Source organism: Anoxybacteroides rupiense (assembly GCF_014196195.1).
Classification (GTDB): domain Bacteria; phylum Bacillota; class Bacilli; order Bacillales; family Anoxybacillaceae; genus Anoxybacteroides; species Anoxybacteroides rupiense.
In genome coordinates this window covers 1-26,128 of the sequence record NZ_JACIDF010000014.1, presented here as the reverse complement: position 1 = coordinate 26,128, position 26,128 = coordinate 1, and the positions used below count along the sequence as shown (strand labels likewise).

At 43.4% G+C, this 26,128-nt stretch carries 25 protein-coding genes; 9 read left to right on the top strand and 16 right to left on the bottom strand.

Annotated elements, in window-relative coordinates; all coding sequences use genetic code 11:
- Positions 1–298: 298 nt before the first annotated feature.
- From GGQ95_RS16660 to GGQ95_RS16650, 3 genes are all read right to left on the bottom strand, one after another.
- Entirely contained in the window at positions 299–1,672 is a 1,374-nt protein-coding gene (locus tag GGQ95_RS16660) for an aspartate kinase (protein ID WP_183187173.1), read from the bottom strand.
- A gap of 92 nt (positions 1,673–1,764) precedes the next feature.
- A complete protein-coding gene (locus GGQ95_RS16655) occupies positions 1,765–2,199 on the bottom strand; it encodes a DUF1284 domain-containing protein (RefSeq protein WP_080861599.1) in 435 nt (144 codons plus the stop codon).
- A 133-nt stretch (positions 2,200–2,332) separates the two neighbouring features.
- Positions 2,333–2,839, bottom strand: coding sequence for a competence protein ComK (locus GGQ95_RS16650; protein WP_080861596.1), 507 nt, complete (start codon positions 2,837–2,839; stop codon positions 2,333–2,335).
- 245 nt (positions 2,840–3,084) lie between these two features.
- On the opposite strand from GGQ95_RS16650, the gene GGQ95_RS16645 reads away from it, so the two are divergent.
- The 5 genes from GGQ95_RS16645 to GGQ95_RS16625 all read left to right on the top strand — a co-directional run bounded on the left by GGQ95_RS16645 (position 3,085) and on the right by GGQ95_RS16625 (position 8,639).
- On the top strand, positions 3,085–3,651 hold the full coding sequence (locus GGQ95_RS16645) for a hypothetical protein (RefSeq protein ID WP_080861592.1): 567 nt from the start codon (positions 3,085–3,087) through the stop codon (positions 3,649–3,651).
- 133 nt (positions 3,652–3,784) lie between these two features.
- Positions 3,785–4,384, top strand: coding sequence for a VanZ family protein (locus tag GGQ95_RS16640; protein ID WP_183187172.1), 600 nt, complete (start codon positions 3,785–3,787; stop codon positions 4,382–4,384).
- A 197-nt stretch (positions 4,385–4,581) separates the two neighbouring features.
- Positions 4,582–6,102, top strand: coding sequence for an aldehyde dehydrogenase (gene adh, locus GGQ95_RS16635; RefSeq protein ID WP_183187171.1), 1,521 nt, complete (start codon positions 4,582–4,584; stop codon positions 6,100–6,102).
- A 93-nt stretch (positions 6,103–6,195) separates the two neighbouring features.
- A complete protein-coding gene (locus tag GGQ95_RS16630; protein WP_044742418.1) occupies positions 6,196–6,531 on the top strand; it encodes a DUF779 domain-containing protein in 336 nt (111 codons plus the stop codon).
- A gap of 452 nt (positions 6,532–6,983) precedes the next feature.
- Positions 6,984–8,639, top strand: coding sequence for a hypothetical protein (locus tag GGQ95_RS16625; RefSeq protein ID WP_183187170.1), 1,656 nt, complete (start codon positions 6,984–6,986; stop codon positions 8,637–8,639).
- Between the two features lie 323 nt (positions 8,640–8,962).
- On the opposite strand, the gene GGQ95_RS16620 is transcribed toward GGQ95_RS16625, so the two are convergent.
- The 5 genes from GGQ95_RS16620 to GGQ95_RS16600 all read right to left on the bottom strand — a co-directional run bounded on the left by GGQ95_RS16620 (position 8,963) and on the right by GGQ95_RS16600 (position 13,561).
- On the bottom strand, positions 8,963–9,559 hold the full coding sequence (locus GGQ95_RS16620; RefSeq protein WP_183187169.1) for a TetR/AcrR family transcriptional regulator: 597 nt from the start codon (positions 9,557–9,559) through the stop codon (positions 8,963–8,965).
- Between the two features lie 127 nt (positions 9,560–9,686).
- Positions 9,687–11,288, bottom strand: coding sequence for an MDR family MFS transporter (locus GGQ95_RS16615; RefSeq protein ID WP_044742415.1), 1,602 nt, complete (start codon positions 11,286–11,288; stop codon positions 9,687–9,689).
- Positions 11,289–11,374: 86 nt separating this feature from the next.
- Complete coding sequence (locus tag GGQ95_RS16610; protein ID WP_183187168.1) at positions 11,375–12,289, bottom strand: TetR/AcrR family transcriptional regulator; 915 nt, start codon at positions 12,287–12,289, stop codon at positions 11,375–11,377.
- 15 nt (positions 12,290–12,304) lie between these two features.
- Positions 12,305–12,466 (bottom strand): hypothetical protein, encoded by a 162-nt coding sequence (locus tag GGQ95_RS16605; protein ID WP_183187167.1) that lies wholly within the window; start codon positions 12,464–12,466, stop codon positions 12,305–12,307.
- A gap of 219 nt (positions 12,467–12,685) precedes the next feature.
- Entirely contained in the window at positions 12,686–13,561 is an 876-nt protein-coding gene (locus tag GGQ95_RS16600) for an ROK family protein (RefSeq protein ID WP_183187166.1), read from the bottom strand.
- A 395-nt stretch (positions 13,562–13,956) separates the two neighbouring features.
- On the opposite strand from GGQ95_RS16600, the gene GGQ95_RS16595 reads away from it, so the two are divergent.
- Complete coding sequence (locus GGQ95_RS16595; RefSeq protein WP_183187165.1) at positions 13,957–14,955, top strand: Gfo/Idh/MocA family protein; 999 nt, start codon at positions 13,957–13,959, stop codon at positions 14,953–14,955.
- Between the two features lie 16 nt (positions 14,956–14,971).
- On the opposite strand, the gene GGQ95_RS16590 is transcribed toward GGQ95_RS16595, so the two are convergent.
- The 7 genes from GGQ95_RS16590 to manA all read right to left on the bottom strand — a co-directional run bounded on the left by GGQ95_RS16590 (position 14,972) and on the right by manA (position 21,405).
- A complete protein-coding gene (locus GGQ95_RS16590; RefSeq protein WP_183187164.1) occupies positions 14,972–15,418 on the bottom strand; it encodes a VanZ family protein in 447 nt (148 codons plus the stop codon).
- 210 nt (positions 15,419–15,628) lie between these two features.
- Positions 15,629–16,348 carry a GntR family transcriptional regulator gene (locus GGQ95_RS16585; RefSeq protein ID WP_044742410.1) on the bottom strand — a complete coding sequence of 240 codons (720 nt, stop codon included), beginning with the start codon at positions 16,346–16,348 and terminating at the stop codon, positions 15,629–15,631.
- Between the two features lie 489 nt (positions 16,349–16,837).
- Positions 16,838–18,256 (bottom strand): 6-phospho-beta-glucosidase GmuD, encoded by a 1,419-nt coding sequence (gmuD, locus tag GGQ95_RS16580; protein ID WP_066150840.1) that lies wholly within the window; start codon positions 18,254–18,256, stop codon positions 16,838–16,840.
- 22 nt (positions 18,257–18,278) lie between these two features.
- The gene (celB, locus tag GGQ95_RS16575; protein ID WP_044742409.1) at positions 18,279–19,601 is read right to left on the bottom strand and encodes a PTS cellobiose transporter subunit IIC; all 1,323 of its coding nucleotides are present in this window, start codon (positions 19,599–19,601) and stop codon (positions 18,279–18,281) included.
- A 20-nt stretch (positions 19,602–19,621) separates the two neighbouring features.
- Positions 19,622–19,954, bottom strand: coding sequence for a PTS sugar transporter subunit IIA (locus GGQ95_RS16570; protein ID WP_183187163.1), 333 nt, complete (start codon positions 19,952–19,954; stop codon positions 19,622–19,624).
- Positions 19,954–20,268, bottom strand: a complete 315-nt coding sequence (locus tag GGQ95_RS16565; protein ID WP_066150514.1) for a PTS sugar transporter subunit IIB — start codon at positions 20,266–20,268, stop codon at positions 19,954–19,956. The genes GGQ95_RS16570 and GGQ95_RS16565 overlap by 1 nt, the downstream gene beginning before the upstream one ends.
- A gap of 168 nt (positions 20,269–20,436) precedes the next feature.
- Entirely contained in the window at positions 20,437–21,405 is a 969-nt protein-coding gene (gene manA / locus GGQ95_RS16560; protein WP_183187162.1) for a mannose-6-phosphate isomerase, class I, read from the bottom strand.
- 180 nt (positions 21,406–21,585) lie between these two features.
- Here manA and GGQ95_RS16555 point away from each other — a divergent pair, with 180 nt between their 5' ends.
- On the top strand, positions 21,586–21,813 hold the full coding sequence (locus GGQ95_RS16555; protein WP_183187161.1) for a hypothetical protein: 228 nt from the start codon (positions 21,586–21,588) through the stop codon (positions 21,811–21,813).
- Between the two features lie 126 nt (positions 21,814–21,939).
- Entirely contained in the window at positions 21,940–22,620 is a 681-nt protein-coding gene (locus GGQ95_RS16550) for a DNA alkylation repair protein (protein ID WP_159720572.1), read from the top strand.
- A 50-nt stretch (positions 22,621–22,670) separates the two neighbouring features.
- Here GGQ95_RS16550 and GGQ95_RS16545 read toward each other — a convergent pair whose 3' ends face one another.
- A complete protein-coding gene (locus GGQ95_RS16545) occupies positions 22,671–23,978 on the bottom strand; it encodes an EAL domain-containing protein (RefSeq protein ID WP_159720574.1) in 1,308 nt (435 codons plus the stop codon).
- A 978-nt stretch (positions 23,979–24,956) separates the two neighbouring features.
- Between GGQ95_RS16545 and GGQ95_RS16540 the strand changes: the two genes are divergently transcribed.
- A partial coding sequence (locus tag GGQ95_RS16540) for an IS1182 family transposase (protein ID WP_183187160.1) occupies positions 24,957–26,128 on the top strand: 1,172 nt, incomplete at its 3' end.

Here is a 26,128-nt window from a genome sequence, read left to right as displayed (position 1 = left end):
TTTTTCAAACATGAAAAAGCTTCTTTGTTTGTGAGAAGTGGATTTAGAAAAGGGGGGCATTTACCGGCAGCACGTCTTCGCCGCTCCCTTATATGAACTCCTGATTGAATGGACATGTCAGCTACATAAGTCACAAGCACAGCAGCTAGAGGAAAGAGGAAGGCCATTTTGAAAATGCCCGGACAAAGCGGATGCCATGCTGGTTATGATTCTCGGCAGGGCTCTCGCATTCGTGAACCATAATAAAAACCATCCATCTTCAAAAAACTAGAAAGAGATGGATGGTTTTGTCTTTCGTCTATTCTTTTTGTGCATATACGGGCGCAAAATATGCGTCGTACAGGGCACGGACAGCTTTATTTACCGCTTCTTCCTTCACGCCAAACATCATGCTTACTTCAGAAGAGCCTTGGTTAATCATTTCAATATTAATCTGCGCTTGGGCAAACGCCGCTGTCGCTTTGGCCGCGACCCCGACAGCGCGCTCCATTCCCTCTCCGACCACCATAATGAGCGCCAAGCCATATTCAATATGAATCTCATCAACCTTTAGCTCCGTTTGAATCCGATCCATAATCCGCTGCTCTTTTTCTCCCTGCAGCTGATTGGCACGCAAAATGACCGACATGTTATCAATTCCAGATGGCGCGTGTTCGTACGAGATGCCTTCGTCCTCTAGAATTTGCAGCAGCTTCCGGCCAAATCCGATTTCGCGGTTCATTAAATATTTGCTTACGTTAACGCTGCAAAAACCTGTATCACTGGCGATGCCGGCAACCGGCACATTCCGGTGGTCCCGCTTGGCGACAATCCAAGTTCCGGGGGCCTCCGGGTTGTTGGTGTTTTTGACGCATACCGGAATTCCTGCTTTATATACCGGCTCGAGCGCTTCATCATGAAATACCGAAAATCCCGAATAAGATAGCTCTCGCATTTCACGATAGGTAATTTCCCGCAATTGCCGTGGATTTTCGACCATCGAAGGATTGACACAATAAATGAAGTCCACATCTGTAAAGTTTTCATACACATCGGCGCCGGCTCCAGCGGCTACGATCGAACCAGTAATATCTGAACCGCCGCGCGGGAACGTGACAATATGTCCTGTTAATGAATAGCCGAAAAATCCGGGGATCACGACAATATTTGAGCATTGCTTCAGCTTGCTCAGCTTTTCATAGGAATCCTGCAGAATTTGGGCATTGCCGGGCTCATCCGTTACAAAAATGCCGGCTTCACGCGGACTTACATAACGCGCTTCCATGCCAAGGCTCCGCAAGTAAAAGGCCATTAATCGGGCATTATGGTCTTCGCCGCTCGCCTTGAGCGCATCAAGCAAACGGAGATGGTCATCATGATAGGCAGCGATTTTTTGCTGCAAGTTGGCTTTCATTTGCTCTATAACCTCCGATGCTTGCAGCTCCAAGCCCCTAGCGATATCCGCATATCTCTCGACAACGGCTTCAATCAAGCTGTCGTATTCGTTTCCTCTCATAACGGCTTCCGCCAAGCGAATCAGTAAGTCGGTCACCTTTGTATCGGCTTTATACCGCTTTCCTGGGGCTGATACAACGATGATGCGCCGTTGCTGATCGGATTGGATAATGCCTGCCACCTTGCGGAACTGCTCGGCGCTCGCCACAGAGCTTCCCCCGAATTTTGCTACTTTCATCTTCCATAACCCTCTCTGTTTAAAGATTATTTATATTTTGTTATCATACCACATTTTTTCCGAAGGAGAAGCATTAATTTCTGATAATTCATTCATTTTTGTTGAATATTTCCCGCGCGTACGTTGGCAATGCCCTCTTTGCATACGCCATACGGAAGCCATGAGCAGTTGGCGCATAAGTGATCTAAATCGTCTGGACGCACGCTGGCAGCGGTCCGCTGCAAAAGCTCTGATTTCCAATAAATCTTATTTTCTTCAAGCCCTAAATGCTTGATCACTCTTCGATCCATCGCGACCACATGGTCATTGGAACGAGGAGAAGCTTGGCATGTCGACTCTCCATGATGCGGACAGGCGGAGCACGCTTCATCGAGCGCCACCACCACTTGAATCGGGAAATCTTTTTCTTCATTGCGGATTTCCTTCACAATCTCTTTCATTTTTTCCACAAACGACGGGCTGTATCCCATGCCGCGGAATCCATGGACGCATAATAAATGATGTCCTCTTAGCCGCAATGGCTTCATATTCGTCTTCCCCCTCCCCCATTTTCGATATCCCTTTCATTATACGCCGAAACTTGGACTTGATGTACGAGATCGTCAGAAGTCGCCCCGGTCTGCGCCGCACTTGGAAACCGAAGTCCTCTCGGCGGACGCCTTAAAAAAACCGCCACAATGGGAATTTTTGTTCGATGATTTTATAAATGCCGCAACGCGTCTCAAGCGTGAAAAACAGCAAAGTCGCTTTGGCCCGCCTCGCTTCAAGTGTATCGCGATGCACATCAAGAATCAGAGATGATCCTTTGGAGAGAATGACCTTTGCCTGCTTCTGCTTGTACCGCTCAATACCGTGAATATGGCGCAGAGCGAGCCAAAAGCATTTATCGCTTTCCGGGGAGCAAGTGGGGATCATATATAATCGCAAAGAAGTACAAACACAAATGGGAACCATTTGCTTGAGTCCTAAAATAAGCTTCGCTGCCTCCAATCGTCCTTCGTAGCCGCATCCATAGTAGGTGCAGCTATGCTCGACAATTTTTAACGGCGACTTTTCTACTATATACGTCGCATTGGTTTCATGGACAATGGTGCATAATTGGCCGTACTCATTGTAGAACGGCTCAAGTGCTTGCGTATCTTCCACGATTTCATAGTATCTTTTCACTCCAAGTTCCCCCTATATTGATAATCATCCAAATTTAGTACGTATGTTCGATTTTTAAACAAAGAAATCTCATCCATTATGACCACCTCCATCTCTATTATACAAAAAATTACAAATTTAAAAATAATTTTTATCATTCCGGCAAAATTTTTCCTCCTCACCAGGCTCTCTATTGACTTTCCATTGCCAACAATGGCATGCTAGATGTACATCACTATATACAAGAACAAGGCAGGGACCCATGGATGGAAGTAACAAAAGAAGAACTATCACAAGTGTTATCTGCGTTGATGCAGCAGCTTATCGGCAGCTGGACGAAAGAAAAAATCCACTCCGATGTGCTTGAAGTGATTATGAAAATGAGAATTGACGCTGGACATGAAGAGGAATATATGCAACTGCTGCTTGGAAATGTGGCTTTTGCGACAGAATCGACCTATGCACTGCAAAATGTTTTGCAAACGATTTTAACCAATCAAGCGTTTCCGACGACGGCTGCTGTTGAAGCGATGATGGAAGAAGCGCAGGCCCGCATTCAAGACCAGCTTCCGACTCTTATTGACCGATATGCTTCCCATTTCTTACAGCTGGAGGAGCACGAGCGCAAAATGCAGCTTGAACGGTCATATTGCGCTATTTTAGTGGCCAATCGCATCAAAACTGATTTTATTTTCAGCTTTATCCATGAGCAAAACCAAGAGATTATGAAAAACTTTTTCACCGTTGATCCAAAAGACATGCTGGAAGCCTTCCATCATTTGAGCGGCGCATATGCGACGCTTCTTTTGGAGGGGCTGGAACTGACCTATTAGAAAGGCTGACCGTGTGTCAGTCTTTTTTATATGTTGTATGCAAAGGTAGTGGAACAGTCTTCAATTAAACGATTAAACTGGGGATGTCTATTTTTTAGACTCCCCAGTTCATTTTAGAGAGGAGCCATGAGCTATGTTAATTGATTTTGACGGATCGATTCTGATAGGGGCCGTCTTATTATGGGGATTTCTTATTGTATTACTTAAATGGAAATTTAAAAAAACGAATCTTTACCTTATTTTCTTTTCCCTATTCTACATTTACCTATGCAATGTATTAAACTATACTCAATTTCCGATTATTTTAGATCCTGAAATGAAAAAGGAAATCAGGCAAAATGTATGGAGAGATGCTAATTTTATACCGTTTAACCTCCATAAAGAAGATATGAAAACATCGCTTCTCAACATTTTATTAACGATCCCTTTTGGATTTGGTATTCCTTTTATTGCAAAGGTTAATTGCAAACGGATCGCGTTATTAGGAGTTTTATTAGGAATTTGTCTGGAATGCTTACAATTAATCATCGCATTAATCGTTGGATTTACTTTTAAATACGTCGATATGAACGATGTCCTATTCAATTTCTCTGGTGCCATTTTAGGATACGGCCTCTTTCAAGCGTTCATGATCCTTTTCAAAGCATGGATACATAAAGGGAATATTAAATTAAACCCATTTTTGAAGTATATTTACGAAATAAATGAAAACGAAAGATTCCTGTCTCGTTAGCGAAGTGGGAGTCGTTCACATCTTTTATGTCATATTCTACAAAACCCGTGAGTATAATCGTTATCGGGTGTAGATTCATCGTTTTATTTTGACAACCTCCCCATATAATGCTATGATTTTCCTGGGGAGAAATTTCACTATATTTTGTATGCGCTTCCTTTGTAAGCGCATATAAGAGAAACAAAGGGGGAATTTGGATGATTTATGCTCAGCCTGGACACCCTGGTTCTCTCATCACGTTTAAAAAACGCTATGAAAACTTTATTGGCGGCAAATGGGTGCCTCCGGTCGACGGGGAATATTTCGAAAACATTTCTCCAGTGACTGGACAGCCGTATTGCGAGGTGCCTCGTTCGAAAGCAGCTGATATCGAGTTGGCTTTAGACGCGGCCCATGAAGCAAAGGAAGCGTGGGGCCGCACATCGGTCACGGAACGGGCCCGCATCTTAAACAAAATTGCTGACCGTATGGAAGAAAATCTGGAAATGCTGGCGGTTGCCGAAACGTGGGAAAACGGCAAACCCGTCCGCGAAACACTCGCGGCCGATATTCCGCTCGCCATTGACCATTTCCGCTATTTTGCTGGCTGCATTCGCGCTCAAGAAGGATCGCTTGCAGAAATCGACAATGATACAGTTGCTTATCACTTTAAAGAGCCGCTTGGGGTCGTCGGACAAATCATCCCTTGGAATTTCCCGATTTTAATGGCGGCATGGAAGTTGGCACCAGCACTGGCGGCAGGAAACTGCGTCGTATTAAAACCAGCAGAACAAACACCAACATCCATCCTCGTATTGATTGAACTCATCGAAGATCTTCTACCAAAAGGAGTCGTCAACGTTGTCAACGGCTTTGGGCTCGAAGCAGGAAAACCGCTCGCCTCCAATCCTCGCATTGCCAAAGTGGCATTCACAGGCGAGACGACAACGGGCCGGCTCATTATGCAATACGCATCGCAAAACATCATCCCAGTTACACTTGAGCTTGGCGGCAAATCACCAAACATTTTCTTTGCCGATGTGGCTGAACAAGACGATGAATTTTTTGATAAAGCGCTTGAAGGCTTTACGATGTTTGCTCTCAATCAGGGCGAAGTGTGTACATGCCCATCTCGCGCCCTCATTCAAGAATCCATTTATGACACCTTTATGGAACGGGCGTTAGAGCGAGTCAAACAAATTAAGCAAGGCAATCCGCTCGATACCGAAACAATGATCGGCGCTCAAGCGTCTTCCGAGCAACTAGAAAAAATCCTATCCTATATTGATATTGGAAAGCAGGAAGGAGCCGATCTGCTCATCGGGGGAGAGCGCAATTTCTTGGAAGGGGAATTACGCAATGGATATTATGTCAAACCAACCGTTTTCAAAGGCCACAATAAAATGCGCATTTTCCAAGAGGAAATTTTTGGACCAGTCGTATCTGTGACGACATTCAAAGACAAAGAGGAAGCGCTCGCCATCGCCAATGAAACATTGTATGGTCTTGGCGCTGGTGTTTGGACGCGCGACGTCAACACTGCTTACCGCTTTGGACGTGGCATTCAGGCTGGACGCGTCTGGACGAACTGCTACCACGCCTACCCAGCTCACGCTGCATTTGGCGGATACAAAATGTCCGGTATCGGACGCGAAACGCACAAAATGATGCTTGAGCATTATCAACAAACCAAAAATCTGCTTGTCAGCTATTCGCCTCAAAAACTTGGATTCTTTTAATAAAAAACGCCGTAAAGATCGACGGCTAAGCAAACATTTCAACAAGGCAGTGTGCAGCTTGCGCGCTGCCTTTTTTGAAAGGAGGGAAAAATGATGGGCGAACAGCCAAAAGTGATAGCGACGGAAGCGGCGCTAGAATTGATTGAAAAGCTAAAAGCGAAATATGGACCGCTGATGTTCCATCAATCTGGCGGCTGCTGCGATGGTAGCTCTCCAATGTGTTATCCGCAAGGCGAGTTGATCGTCGGCGATTCAGATGTGCTTCTTGGCGAAATCGGCGGCTGCCCGTTCTACATTTCGGCGGCGCAGTACGAATATTGGAAGCACACTCAGCTTATTATCGATGTTGTTCCCGGACGCGGTGGCATGTTTTCGCTTGAAGGCCCAGAAGGGGTGCGCTTCTTAACGCGCTCGCGGGTCTTCGGCTAAAAAACGCGCTAGACCCTGCCAAACTAAGAGGGCCGCATGGTCCTTCTTTTTTATGCCGCCAAACAAGCAGATCTCTTCATCTGCCTCGAGAATATTCAGCACTCCTTCCCCTCCTTAGAACCTCTTCTATATTTTCCTATTTCTTCTGATATAAAAGCGTGAGAAAAGCCCTCAGCAAAAAATATGGAATTTCCATTTGATGCAAAATGTTGTAAAATGGGAGTGGCTTTATTGGCTCCATATTTCGACAATCCTGACATCTAGAATCAATGTTTATAGAAAATGATGAGCCCAAAGGCATAGCACCTGGCTTAAGCTAATGAGCAGGCGACAACTACCCAACATGTTTTTATCAAAAAAAAGAAGCGCCCAAAAAAATGGGCATACGTGGCATGGATCTAGTTTCTAAGTTCGACCATTTCATTTAGGCTGACAAAAAAGGAGTGGGAAACGTGATCAATAAATTACGGTGGAAGCCTGTAATCGGGGCGGCAGTTTTACTTTTGTTAGCTGCTAGTATACTGGCCTATTTCTTTTTTTTCAAAACTCTACATATACAAGTAAACGGGATGATCACAGATGGAAATATTGAGCTTCAGGCCAAAGACGTCCGTCTCAAAAAAATCAAAAGCGGCACGAAATCCTCTATTAAATCCAAAGACTATTTTACGATCTATCAGCTCTCATCCACGTCGCTTTCGCGTCATTATGGCACACTGACTGTTACCGTTCGAAAATTAGAGAACAACGATATGTTTGTATTTACCAAGTTTCAAAATGAAACGACGCGACCTAGTACGATTGACTTTTCCCTATCGTTCAAGAAGCCTTTTACAAACTATACAGTGACTCGTTTTCATTCTGAAAAAATTAAGCATGAGCATGATTCCACTTTAGGCGTGGACCCTACATCGACGCCACATGGACTCGTTGAGCTCAAAGGCGATAATGCTTATGCGAATATGGTCATTAGCAAAAATTATAATTCCGTGCCATTCGTCAAACAATACAGTGATACGCGAAAAAGCCAATTGCGTGAATTAATAAAAGAAACAGATGAAACGAAAATCACTGGACAAGGGCAGCGCATTGTCATTCATATGCCTCATGTGGCCAAAAGGCAAAGTTTATCGGAAAGCTGGTTCTTATACTCCTCCCAACCGCTTTTTCAAAACATGGAAAATTTTAAAGAATGGGAAAAGCACACCTTGAAAGAATATAAGAAAATTAACAAATGGTATACCGCTGATGGGCCGTTTGGCAAGCTGCCGTGGTCGATCGAACCGTCTACTAAATTTGGATACGGACGATATTTTTCTCTTGTCCATGATCGACGCTATGCCGATCACTATGAAAAAACAAAAGAAAGATATTTTTACGACTTTATCCTGAACTCAGTGGCCAATTTATTAAATTATGGCGCTCAATTAGGCAAGCCGATTCCAACTGAAATTACGAGCACGTGGCTGAAAAACAATTATGGAATTACCGCTCCGTATTATGATACTCGCTTTAACGAGTATATCGCTATTTGTTTAAAGCGGATCAGCAAGCTATTCAACATTCCGGAATACCAAGATATCGCTCTGTTCTACGCTGATTACTTATTAGACCAGGTGGAAAAAAAGAACTACATCCAAACCGAGAACGGCTATATTATTTGTGATTTCTACGGAAACACGCAAAAGAAAAAGACTCACGCTTCCTTAAATCATTCATTGGGAGAAATGAATTTCCTGCTAGAAAGCTATTTGGAAACAAAAAAAGAAGCGTATTTAACAGCAGCGTTACATATTAAAGCGGGCATTGAAGACATCGGAGACAGATGGATTAAAGACAACAAAGACTTATGGTATCAGTTAAATCCTGACCTTACTTTTCATGGCACCGATTATCCGCTGTTAACATTAGAGGATTTATTGAAGGCCCAAAAGAATTTGGAAAAGGTAGGGGTAGGGAGAAGCCCTGTTTTCGATCGGTTCATCACTTCAAAAACTCAATACCTTGTCAATCACAACATCGAGATGACGAAAGCCGTGATCACTTCTCTTGAAGAAGGAGGATTCGGCGATTTGGTGAAAAATTATAAAAACGTATCGGATTATTAAAAAATGATGGGGTGCTTTTCTGACGGCCCATATAGCTCCCCTGCAAAAGCCAAATCTATTTTTGACGGTCGGAAGGCAAGCCACAGACCGGCCTTTGTCACGCCAAAGCAAGACCGGGCAACAGGCCGCTTACAGACAAATGAATGGCGCAACGGCCGTCCAACCGTCGAATGTTAAAAAGTCCAGTTGCATCGATCTATCAGACAAAAATACAAAAAGTAGCGGCATTTTCATGTTGATCATTCCGCAGCGTGTTTAGCATAGCCCAAAAAAGGGAGGCTTGAACAGGCCTCCCTTTTTTTCCTTCAACATGTTCCATATTCTTATGCTTCATAAAAAATGGAACGTAAATGATAGTCGATGACCGCCTCGATTTCTTGAGAAGATAACTGATGAGGCTGCATAATGCCATGCATGGCTAAGCCGTCAATAAGCGCATAGAGACGCTCTGTTTCCATTTCAATTGGCACATTAGGATTTACTGCTCCAAGACGAATCAATGCTTCAAGCAACGATCGAATTCCAGAACGAAGCTCCTCATACACTTGTTTGCTTAAAGGCTGGAGTTCCTTATCCCATAATGCCTTTTGAGTAAACGCCAACCACACCTCCATTTCCTTTCTTGTTTCATCAGTGAGCGGTAAAAGCTCGCATAGGAAACGTTTTACCGCTTCAAGCGGCGGACCGAAAAAAGGCAAGGCGCTCATTCTTTCTTTTACCCGTTCGGAGACAAGCTGCATAGAAAAGGCTAAAAGCTCTGACTGAGAGGCAAAGTAATGCCGCAATGAACCGACTGAAATCCCTGTCTCTTTTGCAATGTTACGAACCGTTGCTTTTTCCAATCCATCTCTCATAATGACTCTCCAAGTCGCTTCGGCAATCATCTTTCTCTGTTTTTCATGATCCACGATTTTGGGCATACGTATATTATATCACGTTTTTTTAATACAAGTGTGTTATAATATTTTTAGCAAAAATGAAGGAATGTAAAAAGGCTGTAGTCAATGCCCATGTTGACTTTGACTACAACCCGCCTTTTCTGTGCGATTATGCACTCGCTTTTTCTTTTTGGCGCTGATCCGACAAGGTGATTTTTCGCAAGGCTAATGTCAATGCCGCTCCACATACGATGAACACAAGACCAAATAGAAACACGGAATGGAGCGACTCGATGAGCGAATGCTTTAAAATAGGAATAAACGCATCTTTCATTTGCTGAGGCATGCCCGCCAGCATCTCTGGACTAAACAACATCGAATACAGCGACTGTGGATTATCATGAATCATATGGGAAAATTTATCCGCCATTTCCTTCGCCTGTGGCGGAAGCGCCGTTAAAGTTGGCATGAGGCGCTCTTCTAAAATCTGACTTGAACGATGATTCATAATCGCCCCTAAAATCGTCATTCCGAACGTTCCGCCAATGGAGCGGAAAAATTGGCTTGACGATGTAACGACTCCGATTTCCGATTTCGGGAAGGTTTCTTGCAGAGCCAACGTCAAAAGTGGCATCACTAGCCCGACACCTAATCCGAGCACAATCATATAAAATGTCGCTGTCCATTTTGTCGTTCCGATATCCATTGTACTAAGCAGACCAAAACCGGAAGCCATGATGAGCATACCAATGATGAGCTGCGGTTTCACTCCGATTTTATAAACAATTCGACCGCCAATAATGCTTCCGACAATCATTGTGATCATCATCGGAGTCATAATGGTACCAGATTGCGTCGCGCTCACGCCGACAACCCCTTGCATGAAGAACGGAACGAACATAATCGCGCCAAACATGCCGACACTCATTAAAAAGCCAAGGCCATTCAATATCGTAAATGTCCGGTTTTTAAAGAAATGCATCGGCAAAATCGGTTCTTCGGCTTTTCTCTCAACCAACACAAACGCTGTTAAAAAGACGATGGCTACAGCAAATAAACCAATAATTTGCCAAGATGTCCATTCATACTTATCGCCGCCAAACGTTAACGCCAACAGCAAGCTGACAACGCCGATAATCATCGTACACATACCGGCAATATCAAATTTGACAGGTCCTGTTGCTTGATGCTTATTTAGCCCCATCGCAATGAAAATCGTCGCCAAAATCCCGACAGGAAGGTTGATATAAAACACCCATTCCCAGCTCATGTGGTCGACAATCCATCCGCCCACTTGCGGACCTAAAATGGAGGCAAGACCATATAAACCGCCAAACACCCCTTGCCATTTGGCGCGCTCTTTTCCAGTAAACAAGTCCCCGATGATAATCATGGCCATCGGCATCATAATTCCGCCGCCGATCCCTTGCAGGCCTCGATAAATAATCAATTCGGTCATATGATGCGCCATCCCGCAAAGTGCCGAACCCACCATAAAAATGACCAATCCGGATACATAAACGACTCTTCGTCCTAATAAATCCGCCAATTTTCCGGCAATCGGCACGACCGCTGTCGATGTGAGCATATAAGCGGTCGTCAGCCATGTCATCAGGCCAATCCCTCCAAGCTCACCGACAATGCGCGGCATGGCCGTTCCAACAATGGTTCCATCAAGCGCACCGAATAACATCGCAATAATTAATCCTGTGATTAACAAATTGCGATGCTTAATCGCAGATGGCGCATTTAATATAGCTGTGTCTGACATCGTATCTCTCCTATCTATCATGATGTTAGGTCATATCATATATTCATGAACAATGGTACTTGATGTTTATGAACAGAATATGAACTTTAATGATGTTGGGCCATATATTCATGAACGGCTTCTTTTAATGAATCAAGCGCTTCACATAACGGATGAAGCTGCTGACTTTCAATATATAATAAAATCCCTTTCACCACATATTCCCGCGGCGATGATTGCTCATTCATAAATTCCGCCTCAAGCGTATCCAGCGCGGAATGAAGCTGATGATACGTTTTTTTATCAAGCGACAATGACGATAGCTTTTTCTTTAAGCTTTCCATTTGAGCCATCATTTGCATTTTTCGTTTACGCTTTTCCTGTTCAGCCATTTCCATAAAAGAGTGAACGATCTCTTGCTTTAACAGCGGCTCCTCGTGTTCAGAAAAGTGCATGACAATCGCATCAAGCCGACGGACAATAAACGCGGCAATTTCCTTTGCTTGAAACCTATTCGGATGAAACATCATATAAAAGGTGTATTCACGTAAAATGCCGCTTAACATGGCGGCTACGTCATACACATATCTTTCTACTTTTTGGCCATATACTTCAATCAACCGTTGACAATGCCAATTGAATATGCGGGAGCGCTGCATGCGTAAATAGCTATGAAGGTTCTCGTTAATTTTGGGAATTTGCTCCGCCACTACCATTTGAAAAAAATCCTTCTGTGAATGAATGCTTTCTAACTGTACTTCGAGTTGTTTGATCAACACTTCCCTTTCCGATTCCGCTTCTCCCTCGTGCTTCGCATGGATAAACTGTGAAAACAACTGATCTAAATAGTATTTGACAACTGAGAGCATCAACTCTTCCTTTGAGGAAAAATGATGATAAAATGCTCCCTTAGAAATGCCCCAAGCTTCGACAATATCTTGAATGGAAGTGGAATAATACCCCTTTTCAGCAAACAGCTTCATCGCGGTTTTAATAAATTCAACCTTGCGTTGCTTTGTCATTCCTATTTTCCACTCCTAAGTCCAAGACACCTTTTGGTTAGGCAGGCACCCTTTTACAAAGACCTTCGGATAAATGGACAGCTTCGTACGAGGCTTCACCAGCTCGGCATGAATTCCATGCTTCTGAAGCTTTTCCACAAGCTGCTTACAAGACAATTCTTCTTTATATTTTCCCATGAAAATGGCACCTCAATTCGCTCATCGAATTTCGACCAAACAGTCATTCTCATTATAAATACTTTTTCATCATTTATCAAGAATAATATTCAAACAAAAATGACCTATTAGTCAAAATTTTATCGACAAAAAATGACCAAATAGTCAATCTATATATGATCCACAATAAAAATGACCGTTCTGATCTACGCTTTGAATGAACGGTCATCCATTTTGATATTATTCACCTAATGCCTGTTTTGCCAATGCGAGGGCGCCACAAATGCCGGCATTGTCACCAAGTCCCGGCCGCACCACATACTCATCGATATGCTGTAAAATCGCTTCATGCTGAATATAGCCGTTCAAAAAGTCTATCACATAACGGCGAACAGCCGGCAACAGCTGCGTTTGCTTCATCACCCCGCCGCCGACAATGATTTTTTCAGGAGAAAGAGTCAGGATATATTGGGCGATCGCCTGTCCTAAATAAAAGGCTTCAAGCTCCCACACTTCCGTATGGTTCGTCAATTCGGCTCCCTTCTTGCCCCAGCGCTTTTCAATCGCAGGACCCGAAGCCATTCCTTCCAAGCAATCGTTATGAAATGGACAACAGCCGGCAAAACCATCCTCAGGATGACGGCGGACCAGAATATGGCCCATTTCCGGATGCAAGAGCCCATGCAACAGTCGGCCCTCCACGATAGCCCCCACACCGATTCCCGTTCCAACCGTCATATAAAGACAACTATTGGTTCCTTTGGCCGCTCCCCATAATCGCTCCCCTAAAGCAGCAGCGTTGACATCGGTATCAAAGCCGATCGGAACAGGAAAATATTTGGACATCTCCCCTACAAAGTTAAAGTTTTCCCATTTCCGCTTTGGCGTACTGGTAATGTAACCATACGTATGGCTGCTTTTATTTAAGTCAATCGGACCAAATGATCCAATACCGATCGCTTTTAGTTCAAACTGCTGAAAAAAACGGATGACGCTCCGCATCGTTTCCTCAGGTGTTGTTGTTGGAACCCTCTCTCTTTGACGAACGCGGCCATCATCATCTCCGACTGCGCAAACAAATTTTGTTCCACCCGCTTCAATTGCGCCAAGATACATGCTTTTTCCTCACTTTCTGTCCACTTTTTATGGTCACACCAATCCAACCCAGACTTCTCTATGGAAAAAACTAGTCACCCCATGTATAATAAACACCACCACCCTTTAACGGCATTGTTTAGCAGTGCTTCTAAGACTTTCTCGCTAGCAATTATTTCGCTCATCCATGCTTAAAAACCTTCGCTTTTTGGATGTTTTTTCGCGCCGTAAGCCTGGACTGCGATGGTCTTACATACACGCTGCCAGAAAGCTAAATGAAATCGATTCTAGGGTGGTGCGGCAGAACGAAGGAGGCTCATGATGTCCAATAACAGCATGCCGCTTGAAACGATTGGCTTTTTCGTCCATCATACGCAAAATGAACGATACTAAATATGAATAAGGAGAGGATACTTTTGATTCGACTCGCAACAATCGGAACGAACTGGATTACTCAAGAATTTTTACAAGCTGCTCAGCCGATTTCCCAGTTGACATTGACCGCTGTCTATTCCCGCGACGAGGAAAAAGCGAAGCAGTTTGCCGCAAAAACCGGAGCGAAACGCACATTTACTCATTTAGAAGAAATGGCCAAAAGCGATGAGATCGACGCTGTCTACATCGCCAGCCCCAATTCGCTCCATGCCGAGCAAGCCATTTTGCTTATGAATCATGGCAAACATGTCTTATGCGAAAAGCCATTGGCCTCCAATACAAAAGAAATCCAAGCGATGATAGAGGCGGCCAAAGCGAATGATGTCGTATTGATGGAAGCGATGAAAACAACGCTTCTCCCCAATTTCCAAGCAATCCGCCGCCACCTTCATAAAATCGGAAAAATACGCCGCTATTTCGCTAGTTACTGCCAATATTCCTCGCGCTATGACGCCTATAAGCAAGGGATGGTATTAAATGCCTTTAATCCGGCTTTTTCAAACGGCGCATTGATGGACTTAGGCGTTTATTGCCTTTACCCGCTCGTTGTTTTATTTGGAAAACCGCAATCGTTAAAAGCCAGCAGTGTCATGCTGGAATCAGGCGTCGACGGCGAGGGAAGCATCGTCCTTCATTACGGCGATATGGATGCGGTTGTGATGTATTCAAAAATCACGAATTCCTATGTTCCTGCAGAAATTCAAGGAGAAGAAGGAAGCATCGTCATTGATGCCATCCATACTCCGACCAAAGTGGAAATTCGCTACCGCGATGGCCGAGTCGAGGATATTACAGAGCCTCAGACGCATCATCCGATGTATTATGAAGCGCTTGAATGGACGCAGCTTATCACGCGCGGCCAGCGCCAATCAGAAACAAATTCACACGCCCATTCGTTCATCACAGCTGAAATAATGGAGGAAGCGCGAAAACAAACCGGCATTCGATTCCCTGCCGACGAGTCGACCCTTTGCCAATAAAGCAAAGGGTCTCATTTTAAGAAATTTTTCGCTTGAGGCGCGCTGGCTTCCTCCGTTGTTGCCACATCCATACAAGGCATAAGGCGACGAGCGCGCCGCAGGCATCAATCACGACATCCGAAAATAGCGCCGTCCTCCCCGGTTCAAACGACTGATGCCACTCATCTGTCGCCGCATAAACGGCCGCAAAGCTCCACGCCCACACATAGGCCCACCGCTTCGGATACAGCGCTTGAAAAACCAGTACAGCCAAAATCCCAAAAGCAGACAAATGAGCAAACTTACGGATGACAAAATTCAAGGGGGAAGCGGCTCCCTCCCCTTCCTCCCATCCTTCGTGGCCGATCCATTTTTGAAGGATGCGCGCCGTATTTTCCCCTGTAAAATAGGAAGATTCGCTAAAACAATAAATCACCAAACACCATATGCCAACTAAACTCCACCAAATCCACTTGCGAACCATTGCTTTCTCCTCTATTTTTATAATTATTATAATTTGATATTGATTATCACAAAAATATTGTTATACTAAATGTATACGGCGATAAGCGAAAGGAGGAAAAAAATGAAACAAACGATTTGTCCGAAATGCCAGAAGCCGTCTCGCCGCCTCAAGCATTCTCTTTTATGCGGATGCGGTTTTAAGCTCATTCGTTCCAAAGGATAACGCTTGCTACTTATTGCGGCGGATATTGACCGTTGTGAACACGAACTTGTCATAGCGATGTCTGGAAAAAGAATATTCAAATGGAACACCATTATTTAGAAAACCAACCTGCTCGACCTCTAAAATCGGATCATCCGGCGCGCAGTGCAAATACGTTTGATCCAGCTCCGTTGGCTTTGACGCGCGAATTTTCCTATGACAGCCGGCGATCGTTAATCCGAGCCCATGCGTAATATGATTGTAAATGGAAGCGTGCAACACATCCTCGTTTAAACCACGGATGAGCGGAGTCGGCATATACGTTTTCTCAATCACATAAGGTTCGTTTTCCACGATGCGAAGACGAATCAGATGGTAGACAGGTGTTGTCAAATCAATCGATAATTGGGCCGCCACCTCTTTGGAAGGAAATCGCACTTCAAATTTTATGATTTGACTTGTAATTTTTTTCCCTTTCAATAAATTCGTCAGACCGAGATTCTCCTCGCTTGTGACATTGACTAAACCATTATGTGCCGCCGATTTCACGATAAACGTACCATGTCCCCGCTTCCGATACAAAAGGCCTTCCATAACCAAAATATCAAGCGCTTTCTTCATCGTCATCCGGCTACAAGAAAATTCTTGAGAGAGCGATAGCTCGTCTGGAATCGGTTCATCGAGCGAATAAAATCCTTCTTGAATTCTTTTGCGTATTTCGTTTGAAATCTGTTCATATTTAAACATCTTATCACCTGATTTTGTTATCAAAAATGCCGATCATTTTGGATCCATATCATTCATGCTGTATTAAAACACTTTTTTCTGTCAAAGACTTCGGTCGCTTGGAGCCACAAGCACTAGTTCATACATCGGTTTAAATCAGCCTCATATACATATAACCTTAAAGATTGAAGAATCCCGTCTATAAAACCCACGGTCAGAAGCCTCTTATGACAAAAACGACCGGCGAAAATAGCCCAACTCCATTATACAAATATTAATATATCAAGCTACATCTATATAATTCGTGTTCATTGTAAACTGTTCGTTCCCATTATGGCAATCATTTTCTGAATGCCAGCGGCCATTTCATCTTTGTTCTCCTTCTCCCTAAAATCTCACCTCGTGTTCGGCTCGAGTCATCAACAGTTTATTTCATCCCTTTCAATTCGATCGATGGAGCCTTATCGCGACAATAAAATAGAGAAAAAGATGGTCTGAGACCACCTTTTTTCAAAACCCATTGTTTTGTGATAAAGCTTTAAACCAATATCCGCTTTTTTTAATCGATCGCTTTTGATCATTGTTTAAATCGACCGATACAAGCCCGTAACGGTTTTTATAGGCATTGGTCCATGACCAGTTATCCATGAACGTCCACAGATGGTATCCTTTTACGTGAACGCCTTCTTGAATCGCACGGTGTACCCACTTTAAATGTTCTTTAATAAAATCAATACGATAATCATCACAAATCATGCCCGTCTCATCCCGAAATCGTTCTTCTCCTTCAACTCCCATACCATTTTCAGAAATAAAACATTCAATATTTTCATAGTTCTCCTTTATGTTGATTAAAATATCATAAATTCCTTTCGCGTAAATTTCCCAACCGCGGTAAGGATTCATTTTTCTCCCCGGCATCACATAATAGTCAAAAAATCGCTCCGGCATAAACGGCGCTTCCGGATTGGGCAAATAATCCTTCGCCTTGACTCGACGCGGCTGATAATAGTTAATGCCTAAAATATCAATTGTATTCTCTTTGATAAGTGGCAAATCTCCCCCTTCAATAATCGGGAGGTATCCATACTTCTTCAGCAATTCGACTAAATCCCGCGGATATTCCCCTTTCACTACCGGATCTAAAAAGCTGCGGTTAAAAAATAAATCAGCAATATGCGCCGCTTGGACATCAGCTGGATGCTGGCTGCGCGGGTACGAAGGGGTAAGGTTTAAAATAATCCCGATTTTCCCATCTTTCGCTTTACTGTTTCGAAACTCGCGAACCGCCTTCGCGTGTGCGAGAACAGTATGATAGGCTACTTGAACGGCACGGCGAAAATCTACTACATTCGGATAATGAAAATCATATAAATAACCGCCTTCCACTGGAACAATTGGTTCATTATGCGTAAACCATTTTTTTACGCGGTCACCAAACAACTCAAAGCATATTTTGGCATACCGCGCATATGCATCGACCACCTCTCTGCTTTCCCAGCCACCGATTTGCTGCATCGCTAACGGCATATCAAAATGATATAAAGTAACGAATGGCTCAATATCATGGTCAAGCAGTCCATCAATCACTTGCTGATAGAATTGAACGGCTTCCGCATTCACTGCCCCTTTTCCATCCGGAATCAACCGGGACCACGAGATCGAGAAACGAAATGAATTATGCCCTGTTTCTTTCAGCAGCTGGATGTCCTCCTTATAGCGATGATAAAAATCGGAAGTCGTTTCTGGTCCGACTCCATCAAAAAAACGATGAGGCTCTTGTTCGTACCAATAATCCCATATATTAGGCCCTTTTCCTCCCTCGCGGCTCGCTCCTTCTATTTGTGTAGCCGAAACGGCGCTTCCCCACCAAAAACCTTGCGGAAAGCGATACGGAAGCTGTTGTTTTGTTTCTTGTATAGCTTTCATTTCCTCAATCACCTTTCTTCTATTAAGATGCATTTTTTGTCGTTTCATCGCTTCCTTCTTCTTGCTCTTTTTGCAAATTCATTCGATCCATAAACTTCAAAAATGGAAACCAGATGAGCAAAACAATCGAAAAGTTCACTATCTGCAAAAGTCCTCCAGCTAATGAGTTGGTGGCCATGATTCCATTAATAAAGATCGGAACGGTCCAAGGAACAGCGACACCTGTCGGCGGCGGGACCATTCCTGTTGACATCGCTAAATAGGTAACAAGCGTAACGGCCATCGGAGCGATTATCCACGGGAATATAATCAATGGATTCATGACAATCGGCAAACCAAAAATAACAGGCTCATTCACATTAAAAAGACCCGGACCAATCGCTAGCTTACCAATTTGCTTCATTTGCTTACTTTTCATAAAAAACAGCATCGCGATGACAACAGCCAGAGTCATCCCTGTTCCGCCCATGCCCACAGTATAAATTTCCATAAATTGTTTGTTAATAATATGAGGGACCTCCCCTTTGTCCATATAGGAATTTAAATTTTCTAACGATAATGTATTCCAAATCGGATCCATGACGGAATTAATGATAATTTGGCCGTGCAAGCCAAAAAACCATAAAATCTGCGTAATGAAGATAGCGGCTAATGTCGGAACGATGCCGCTTCCTAGTCCGACTAAAGGAGATTGAATCGTACGGTAAATGACATCATGCATATTCGTTTGGAAGCCTTGCGTGACAATAATGTTAATGATAAGAAATACTGATAGTGTGATAAGTGCAGGAATAAGTGCTGAAAATGACCGAGAAACAGCCGGGGGAACACCAGCAGGCATTTTGATCGTAATATCTTTTTGAACAACCCAACGGTAAATCTCGCCGGCAAGGAAAGCAACGATCATTCCTAAAAACATCCCCTTTGCGCCAAGCCGATCAAGCGGGATTACGTTGGCCACGACTTCTTTGCCTTCTGTTTGCCAAACAAATGGTGTTAAAATTAAAAAGGACACTAAGGCAATAGCACCGCCGAAAACCGCTTCTACATCGTAGCTTTTGGCTAAATAATAGCCAATCCCGAATACGACAAATACAGACATGATTCCCATGGTCGCTTGTGGAGCCACACTGAGCGCTGCACTGAAGGTACTAAGCGTCCCTTTGCTCATGACTTTATCAAGAAATGGCAAATTGGCGAGCACTACGGCGATAGAACCAAAAATCGTTAATGGAAACGCCAGCATAAATGCATCCCGCAATACCTTTAAATAGCGGTTATTATTCAACTTGCCGGCGACCGGCACTAAAATGCGGCTAAATGTATCAAACCACGTTTGGCTCATTATTCTCTCCCCCTCAAAATTTAAACATTTCTCTCCTTAAACAGCTGGATAAGTTCTTTCACAAGCTCCTTCATTGTCAACGTAGACATGAGATGATCTTCTGCGTGCATCATCAATAAAGAAAAAGAGGCCGACTTTCCGTTCGCTTCTTCCTGAATCATTTGAAAATGAATGCTATGGGCCACACCTAAATCTTTTTCTGCTTCATTCACAAGCCGCTCTGCTTCTTCCGTATGTCCTTGCCGATATTGGCGAAGTGACTCAATGATTTTGCTCCGCGCATTTCCGCTGTGAAGAATAAGCTGAAAGTTAATTTGTTCTGCAGTTAAACCTTCGAGTAATGGTTGTTCCATTATGAACGCTCCTCTATTAGTTTTATAGCTTGCTCATACACCTTTTTACCATCCGCTAATCCATAGGCCACCATATCGATCACTTCTACGGGAATCCCGTATTTTTTCGCTTCTTTTTGTAATTCGCCTTTCAAAAAACTCATTTGTGGCCCAATTAAAACAACATCGGCTTTCTCCATTTCTTTTTTTGCCTGATCTTGCCCGACGGCCCAAATTTCCGTCTCTTCGCCAATTTCCTTCGCATAAGCCTGCATCTTTGTCATGAGCAGACTAGTAGACATACCGGAACTGCAAGCAAGTAAAATTTTTTTCATAACCATTGAACTCCTTTCTCTTTTTAAGCGCTTTCAATAATAATTATATATTTTTATATTTATTTGTCTATACATTTAATTAAATAAATATCGACAAATCAAAAAAAGATGACGAAAAAAATGGCCTTTTTAATAGGCAGCCTTTTCTTCCGTCACCCTCTGTCATTTTTATTTAACGTAAGGTACTGCCGGCGATGAAACAATTATTTGCAACCGGCCCTTCACAGTAAACGGGTCTAATGCGTAAGGAATCAGCAAATGATCTCCTTTGTTTAACAAATATGCTTTCCCTTTCGCCCACAGCTCCCCGCAGCCGTTTAGAACGCTCATTAACAAAAAGTAACGAATTTGCTTTACGGTCCATTCTGTTTGAATGTCCCATTTTTGCACAGTAAAATAAGCGTTTTCCACAAATGTCACAATGGTCGCTCCGTCTGCTTCTACTACTTTCGGAGGAAAGGAGTCATCCGTATGAGGTACTGTTATGACATCGATCGCTTTTTCCAAATGAAGCTCCCGTTTTTGCCCTTTTCCATCCACGCGATCATAATCATAGATCCGATACGTCGTATCTGAGTTTTGCTGCGTCTCTAAAACAAGCGTACCTTCACAAAGTGCGTGAATTGTGCCGCTTGGAACATAGAAAAAATCACCTGGCTTAATTTTCACTTTGCGGAGCAGCTGGTTCCACTTTCCCTCCTGCATCATATGAAGCAGCTCTGCTTTCGTTTGTGCATGGTGACCGTATATTAGCTTAGCGTCTTCTTTGCAATCAATAATATACCAACATTCCGTCTTACCTAATTCCCCATTCTCATGCTTTTTCGCATAGTCATCAGATGGATGCACCTGCACCGATAAATCTTGGTTAGCATCTAAAATTTTTGTTAACAGCGGAAAACGATCAGACGGAAAATGGCCAAATAATTCAGGATGCCGCTCCCACAGTTTCCCTAATGGCTGGCCTTGGAATTCTCCATTTTTCACGCCAGTCTGTCCGTTTGGATGAGCGGAAATCGCCCAGCATTCGCCCGTTCGATCAGAAGGAATGCGATAGCCGAACCGGTCAGCTAATGCCGTTCCTCCCCAAATCCGCTCTTGAAACATCGGCTCCAAGAACAATGGCTCTTGATTCATTCTGTCTCCCCCTTCGTTTTGTCTTATTGTTCCGTCTCCCCCTGCTTCGAGACGGCTGAACCTTCAATGAACATGTTAAAGCATAAACCATTACTTTACAAATCATTCGTCACCTTTTTCACATACTCCACCGAGAAGCCTCCCACCTCTTAATGGAGAGTAAATAAGGGAGGTTCATAAGTGTCGCGACATCCAAGTACGCAGCTGAAGAATTCAGCAAATCAACTGCGCTTGATTACGCTGCCCAAATACGGTTGCGCCAACAAGAATAGAAAGGCTGAACAAACGATCAACAGGCTTGCGGCGAAACATTCTCTGAAGCGAATCGGTACACTTGGGGCAATGCATCATCTGGATCCTTTCGGACGAAGCTGCTTATGCGACAGGGACAACACGCATGATCGATAGAGGAGATGTGCTATGGCCGTGGCGAACAATGTCAGCCCAGCGGCCGTTCGTGTCTAACTCTCTTCCTTGTTCTCACTCGATCTGCTATTCTATTTTTACAAAACGAACGAAAGAGGGATTAAGCGAATGACACATCCATATGCTCACCGCCTCGCGCAATGGCTGCGAGCCCATCGCCATGAAGCGAATGCTGGACCGATGAAACAATATATGCGCAACCAATTTGAATTTCTCGGAATCAAAACCCCAGAGCGCCGCGCGTTGCTAAAAGAGTTTCTCGCGCAGCACGGCCTTCCGCCGCGCACTGAGCTGGCAGACATCGTCATTAAACTTTGGGAATGGCCGGAGCGTGAATTGCAATATTGCGCACTTGCTTTGCTGGAAAAAGAAAAGAGAAGTCTCTCAAAAACGGATTTAGAATTCATAGAGAAGCTCATTACAAACAAACCTTGGTGGGACACCGTTGATATGCTTGCGGCCAATATCGTCGGACCGCTTTTCAAAAACGAACCAGAGTGTATTCCCGTCTACACAGAACGATGGATGCAGTCCAATCATATGTGGCTGCAACGAACAGCCATTTTGTTTCAATTAAGATATAAAGAAGAGACCGATGAAGCTTTGCTTTACCAGCTTATCCGCCAATGCCGGCAGTCATCGGAATTCTTTATTCAAAAAGCGATCGGCTGGGCGCTGCGCGAATATTCCAAGACCCATCCGGCAAGCGTCCAGCGGTTCGTGGAAAACGAAACATTGGCGCCGTTAAGCAAACGAGAAGCATTAAAGGTGATTCAACGCCGCCGCTAATACAGCCGACAAATAAACGAGCGGATCACGATCAAAACGTGATCCGCTCGTTATGATGGGCATGTCTGCGGGTCATCCTCCGCCAAAGGTTGGTCTACTAGCTTCCACGTTCGCAGCGTCTCATGAGCAATGGGACGCAAATGCGGATGCGGCCGTCCCAGCCAATAGCCTTGGCCAAACGGGATGCCGAGCTTGGTGACCACTTGGAGCTCTTCCTGCGTTTCAATTCCTTCGACAATGAGATGACAGCCTATTTTCCGGGCAAATCCAGCAAGGGTTTCCAGTAAAATGGCCTTGACTGAATGGCCATCAACCTTATGAATAATCGAACGATCGATTTTAATATAGTCCGGACGCAACTCAGCAATCGCCTGAAGGGAAGAATAGCCCGCTCCGGCATCATCAATGGCGATGCGATATCCTTGCTTGCGGTAGTGGCTGAGCACTTTTTTAAAGGAGGCATAATCATCAATCGATTGACGTTCGGTAATCTCAAATACAACTTGCTGCGGCGTAAGCCCTCTTTTTTTCAGAAACGCCAGCGTCTGTCCAGGGGTGAACTGCGGATCATGAATGACATTGGCATTTAAATTAATAAAAAGCTTCCAATTCGGATCGCTCGCGGAAAATCCTTCAATCGCTTTTTGCCGTGCCAGTTTCTCCAGCGCATACAGTTGGTTCTCTTTTTCAGCAAATTCCCATAAACGATGGGGCGTTGCAAAATAGCTTGTCTGCGGTCCGCGCGCCAATGCCTCGTACCCATAAATCTTTTTGTCAAGCAGTGATACAATCGGCTGGTAGTGTGCCGTAAGATGCTGACCGGCCAAAATGTGGCGAAATTCCGTTTGCAGCTTTTGCTGCTCAGCATTTGTTGCCTTTTTTGCCTCGCTTACCGCTTTTTTAACCGCCTCGTACAGCAAATGCTCCAGCGCTTTTTCAGCACCTGAATCAAGCAACGATACTCCCACATAAAAATCAACGGGCTCAGCCCATTTCGCTTGATGAGCCATGCTTGTTTTGAATCGCTGATATATATTATGCGCCAAACAGCGTAAATGAGCCTCCCCTGCTCCACTCTCCATACGAATCAATACCAGCAGATCATCCCCAAACATGCGGTGGGCGCATATGCCAAACGGTTCTTCGTTCTCTAAGTTTGTCATGATTTGTTTGACTGCCGCCAACAGCTTTTGGCACGCTTCCTTTCCATACTTCTGTTCCATTTGGCTGCAATTTTTTATATCTAAATAAATCAGTCCCAATGAATATTCAGAGATGAAATGCGCTGCCTTATCCACGATATTCTCGCGGTTTAAGCTGTCGGTAAGCAGCAGCACCGATGCAAGCTGGTCGTCCATGTTCGGGACTCCTTTCAACACACCAAACTATTCATGCGCAGAACAGTATAGCACACTAATATAACCGGAGCGTGAAGGCTTTGTAAAGGTTTCATGAATCTCATGTTTCAATCATGACGAAGACGGGAAAGATTTCTTAGTGAATTTATCAATTTATTCTCAATAATCCCAATAAAATTAATATCTCCTTTCTAATGCTAATTGAAGGTTACACTATGGTAGAACATCTTACAAAACGCATAATTAATACATAAAGGACGCCAAAAACCCACCACCTTAGAAACTATATACAATGACCAAAAATTAACCTTCAAAAGGGGGACACCATCATGATTTTCCAAGTTGGTATCGGTCAAGCAATGAATAGCGAAAATAGATCCTTTTTCAAGCTTTATTTCCATACATTAATCACTTTCTTTATCAAAAACACCTTTATGTGACAGAGAGATCACCAATTCAAAAAATTATTGTTAAAATGTTATTTTTACCAATGTTATCGTCTAAAAATTTTAATATCCCATTTTTATCGGCGAAGCACAATTTCCAACCAAAAATGCCATTGAACAACTTTTTTCATACACAAGGACAGTACCTAATTTGCTAATACTGTTTTAAGCAATATTAGAGGCATAAGCAAATAACTATTTTCAAGATTCCAATTAATGTGATGAACTATACAATTAATAAAGTAATGCATAATAATGAGTGGAATTAAAGCTTCAACAAAATTTTACATATAAAAGGGTTTATGAAGATGAAAAATATGATATAATTTATAAAAAATATTCAAAAGAGGTGGGGGCTGTCCAAAAAGTCAGGGTAACTGACTTTTTGAAGCCCCTCTCATTTTTTTCATTTTTTAAAAAAGTACACAAAAAAATCGTCCTATCCTGTAAAATGAAGGTACCACCACAACATTCCAGAAAGGACGATTTTTATGAGCAATCAAATGATTACTACTGAAATTATAACACGCAAATGACACTTTTTCCAGAGACAGAGGAAAAAAAGCCCTCTAAAAGACCATTAGCCCCTACTTTTAAACCCTATGACAATCGTCAAACTCAAGTGATTTTTGATATTGAAGCCCTTATACCAGAACATCACGTCGCACGAGTAGTGGACGAAATGGTGGAATCTGTACCAGATGAGCTATTGTTTTCTCATTATAAAGGTGGTGGCAGAAGTTCCTATCATCCCAAAATGATGCTTAAAATCATTCTGTATAGTTATTCCCAAAAGATTTATTCCTGCCGTGGAATCGAAAAACTAATAAAAGAAAATCTTCCTGCCATATGGTTAGCTGCGATGCAACAACCCGATTTCCGCACGATCAATGAGTTCCGCGGAGAACGGATGAAAGCCTTGATGGATGAGTTATTTGAAGCCATGATTCTAAAATTGATTGAAGAAAAGTACATCACAATGGAAAACTACTTTTTGGATGGCACCAAGATGGAAGCCAACGCCAATAAGTATTCTTTCGTGTGGAAAAAATCAACAGAGAAATGGGAAGCAACATTAAAAGAAAAAATTCAAGAAACACTTGAGTACATTCATGAATTGACACCATTAGAAGCTGGAACGGGAGAAAAGGAAACCGAACAACGTGAAGAGATCACCGAACATCATTTAGAGACAGTCGCTAAGGAGATAGAAGAAAAAGTTGAAACGCTAACAGAGGAAATAGAAAAGGAACCAGAGACAAAGATTCGTAAGGAAAAGCGCCAAGAATGCAGGAAATGGAAAAAACCTTTAAAGCTGATTCGGGAAAATTTCTTACCACGACTAGCTACATACAAGGAACAGAACGAAATCTTTGGCGACCGTAACAGTTATTCCAAAACAGACAAAGACGCAACCTTCATGCGCATGAAAGAAGATCATATGAAAAATGGTCAGCTCAAGCCAGGGTATAACGTGCAAATAGGGACAGAGAATCAGTTTATCTTGTTTTATACGATTCACCAACGACCTACAGACACGCGTTGTTTTATCCCACATTTGGAGAAACTGGCGGCTACTTCTTTACCGATGCCCAAAACAGTCATCGCGGATGCAGGATATGGCAGTGAAGAAAACTATGTATATGCGATTGGTGATGAGAAAGAGCCTCGATTGGATTTTCTCATTCCTTATGGATCCTATGT

Excerpts from the sequence above, each read along its gene's own strand:
- GGQ95_RS16660 (WP_183187173.1), bottom strand. The coding sequence starts at position 1,672 with ATGAAAGTAGCAAAATTCGGGGGAAGCTCTGTGGCGAGCGCCGAGCAG.
- GGQ95_RS16655 (WP_080861599.1), bottom strand. The coding sequence starts at position 2,199 with ATGAAGCCATTGCGGCTAAGAGGACATCATTTATTATGCGTCCATGGA.
- GGQ95_RS16645 (WP_080861592.1), top strand. The coding sequence starts at position 3,085 with ATGGAAGTAACAAAAGAAGAACTATCACAAGTGTTATCTGCGTTGATG.
- GGQ95_RS16640 (WP_183187172.1), top strand. The coding sequence starts at position 3,785 with ATGTTAATTGATTTTGACGGATCGATTCTGATAGGGGCCGTCTTATTA.
- adh (WP_183187171.1), top strand. The coding sequence starts at position 4,582 with ATGATTTATGCTCAGCCTGGACACCCTGGTTCTCTCATCACGTTTAAA.
- GGQ95_RS16630 (WP_044742418.1), top strand. The coding sequence starts at position 6,196 with ATGGGCGAACAGCCAAAAGTGATAGCGACGGAAGCGGCGCTAGAATTG.
- GGQ95_RS16620 (WP_183187169.1), bottom strand. The coding sequence starts at position 9,559 with ATGCCCAAAATCGTGGATCATGAAAAACAGAGAAAGATGATTGCCGAA.
- GGQ95_RS16615 (WP_044742415.1), bottom strand. The coding sequence starts at position 11,288 with ATGTCAGACACAGCTATATTAAATGCGCCATCTGCGATTAAGCATCGC.
- GGQ95_RS16610 (WP_183187168.1), bottom strand. The coding sequence starts at position 12,289 with ATGACAAAGCAACGCAAGGTTGAATTTATTAAAACCGCGATGAAGCTG.
- GGQ95_RS16605 (WP_183187167.1), bottom strand. The coding sequence starts at position 12,466 with ATGGGAAAATATAAAGAAGAATTGTCTTGTAAGCAGCTTGTGGAAAAG.
- GGQ95_RS16600 (WP_183187166.1), bottom strand. The coding sequence starts at position 13,561 with ATGTATCTTGGCGCAATTGAAGCGGGTGGAACAAAATTTGTTTGCGCA.
- GGQ95_RS16590 (WP_183187164.1), bottom strand. The coding sequence starts at position 15,418 with ATGGTTCGCAAGTGGATTTGGTGGAGTTTAGTTGGCATATGGTGTTTG.
- GGQ95_RS16585 (WP_044742410.1), bottom strand. The coding sequence starts at position 16,348 with ATGTTTAAATATGAACAGATTTCAAACGAAATACGCAAAAGAATTCAA.
- gmuD (WP_066150840.1), bottom strand. The coding sequence starts at position 18,256 with ATGAAAGCTATACAAGAAACAAAACAACAGCTTCCGTATCGCTTTCCG.
- celB (WP_044742409.1), bottom strand. The coding sequence starts at position 19,601 with ATGAGCCAAACGTGGTTTGATACATTTAGCCGCATTTTAGTGCCGGTC.
- GGQ95_RS16570 (WP_183187163.1), bottom strand. The coding sequence starts at position 19,954 with ATGGAACAACCATTACTCGAAGGTTTAACTGCAGAACAAATTAACTTT.
- GGQ95_RS16565 (WP_066150514.1), bottom strand. The coding sequence starts at position 20,268 with ATGAAAAAAATTTTACTTGCTTGCAGTTCCGGTATGTCTACTAGTCTG.
- manA (WP_183187162.1), bottom strand. The coding sequence starts at position 21,405 with ATGAATCAAGAGCCATTGTTCTTGGAGCCGATGTTTCAAGAGCGGATT.
- GGQ95_RS16550 (WP_159720572.1), top strand. The coding sequence starts at position 21,940 with ATGACACATCCATATGCTCACCGCCTCGCGCAATGGCTGCGAGCCCAT.
- GGQ95_RS16545 (WP_159720574.1), bottom strand. The coding sequence starts at position 23,978 with ATGGACGACCAGCTTGCATCGGTGCTGCTGCTTACCGACAGCTTAAAC.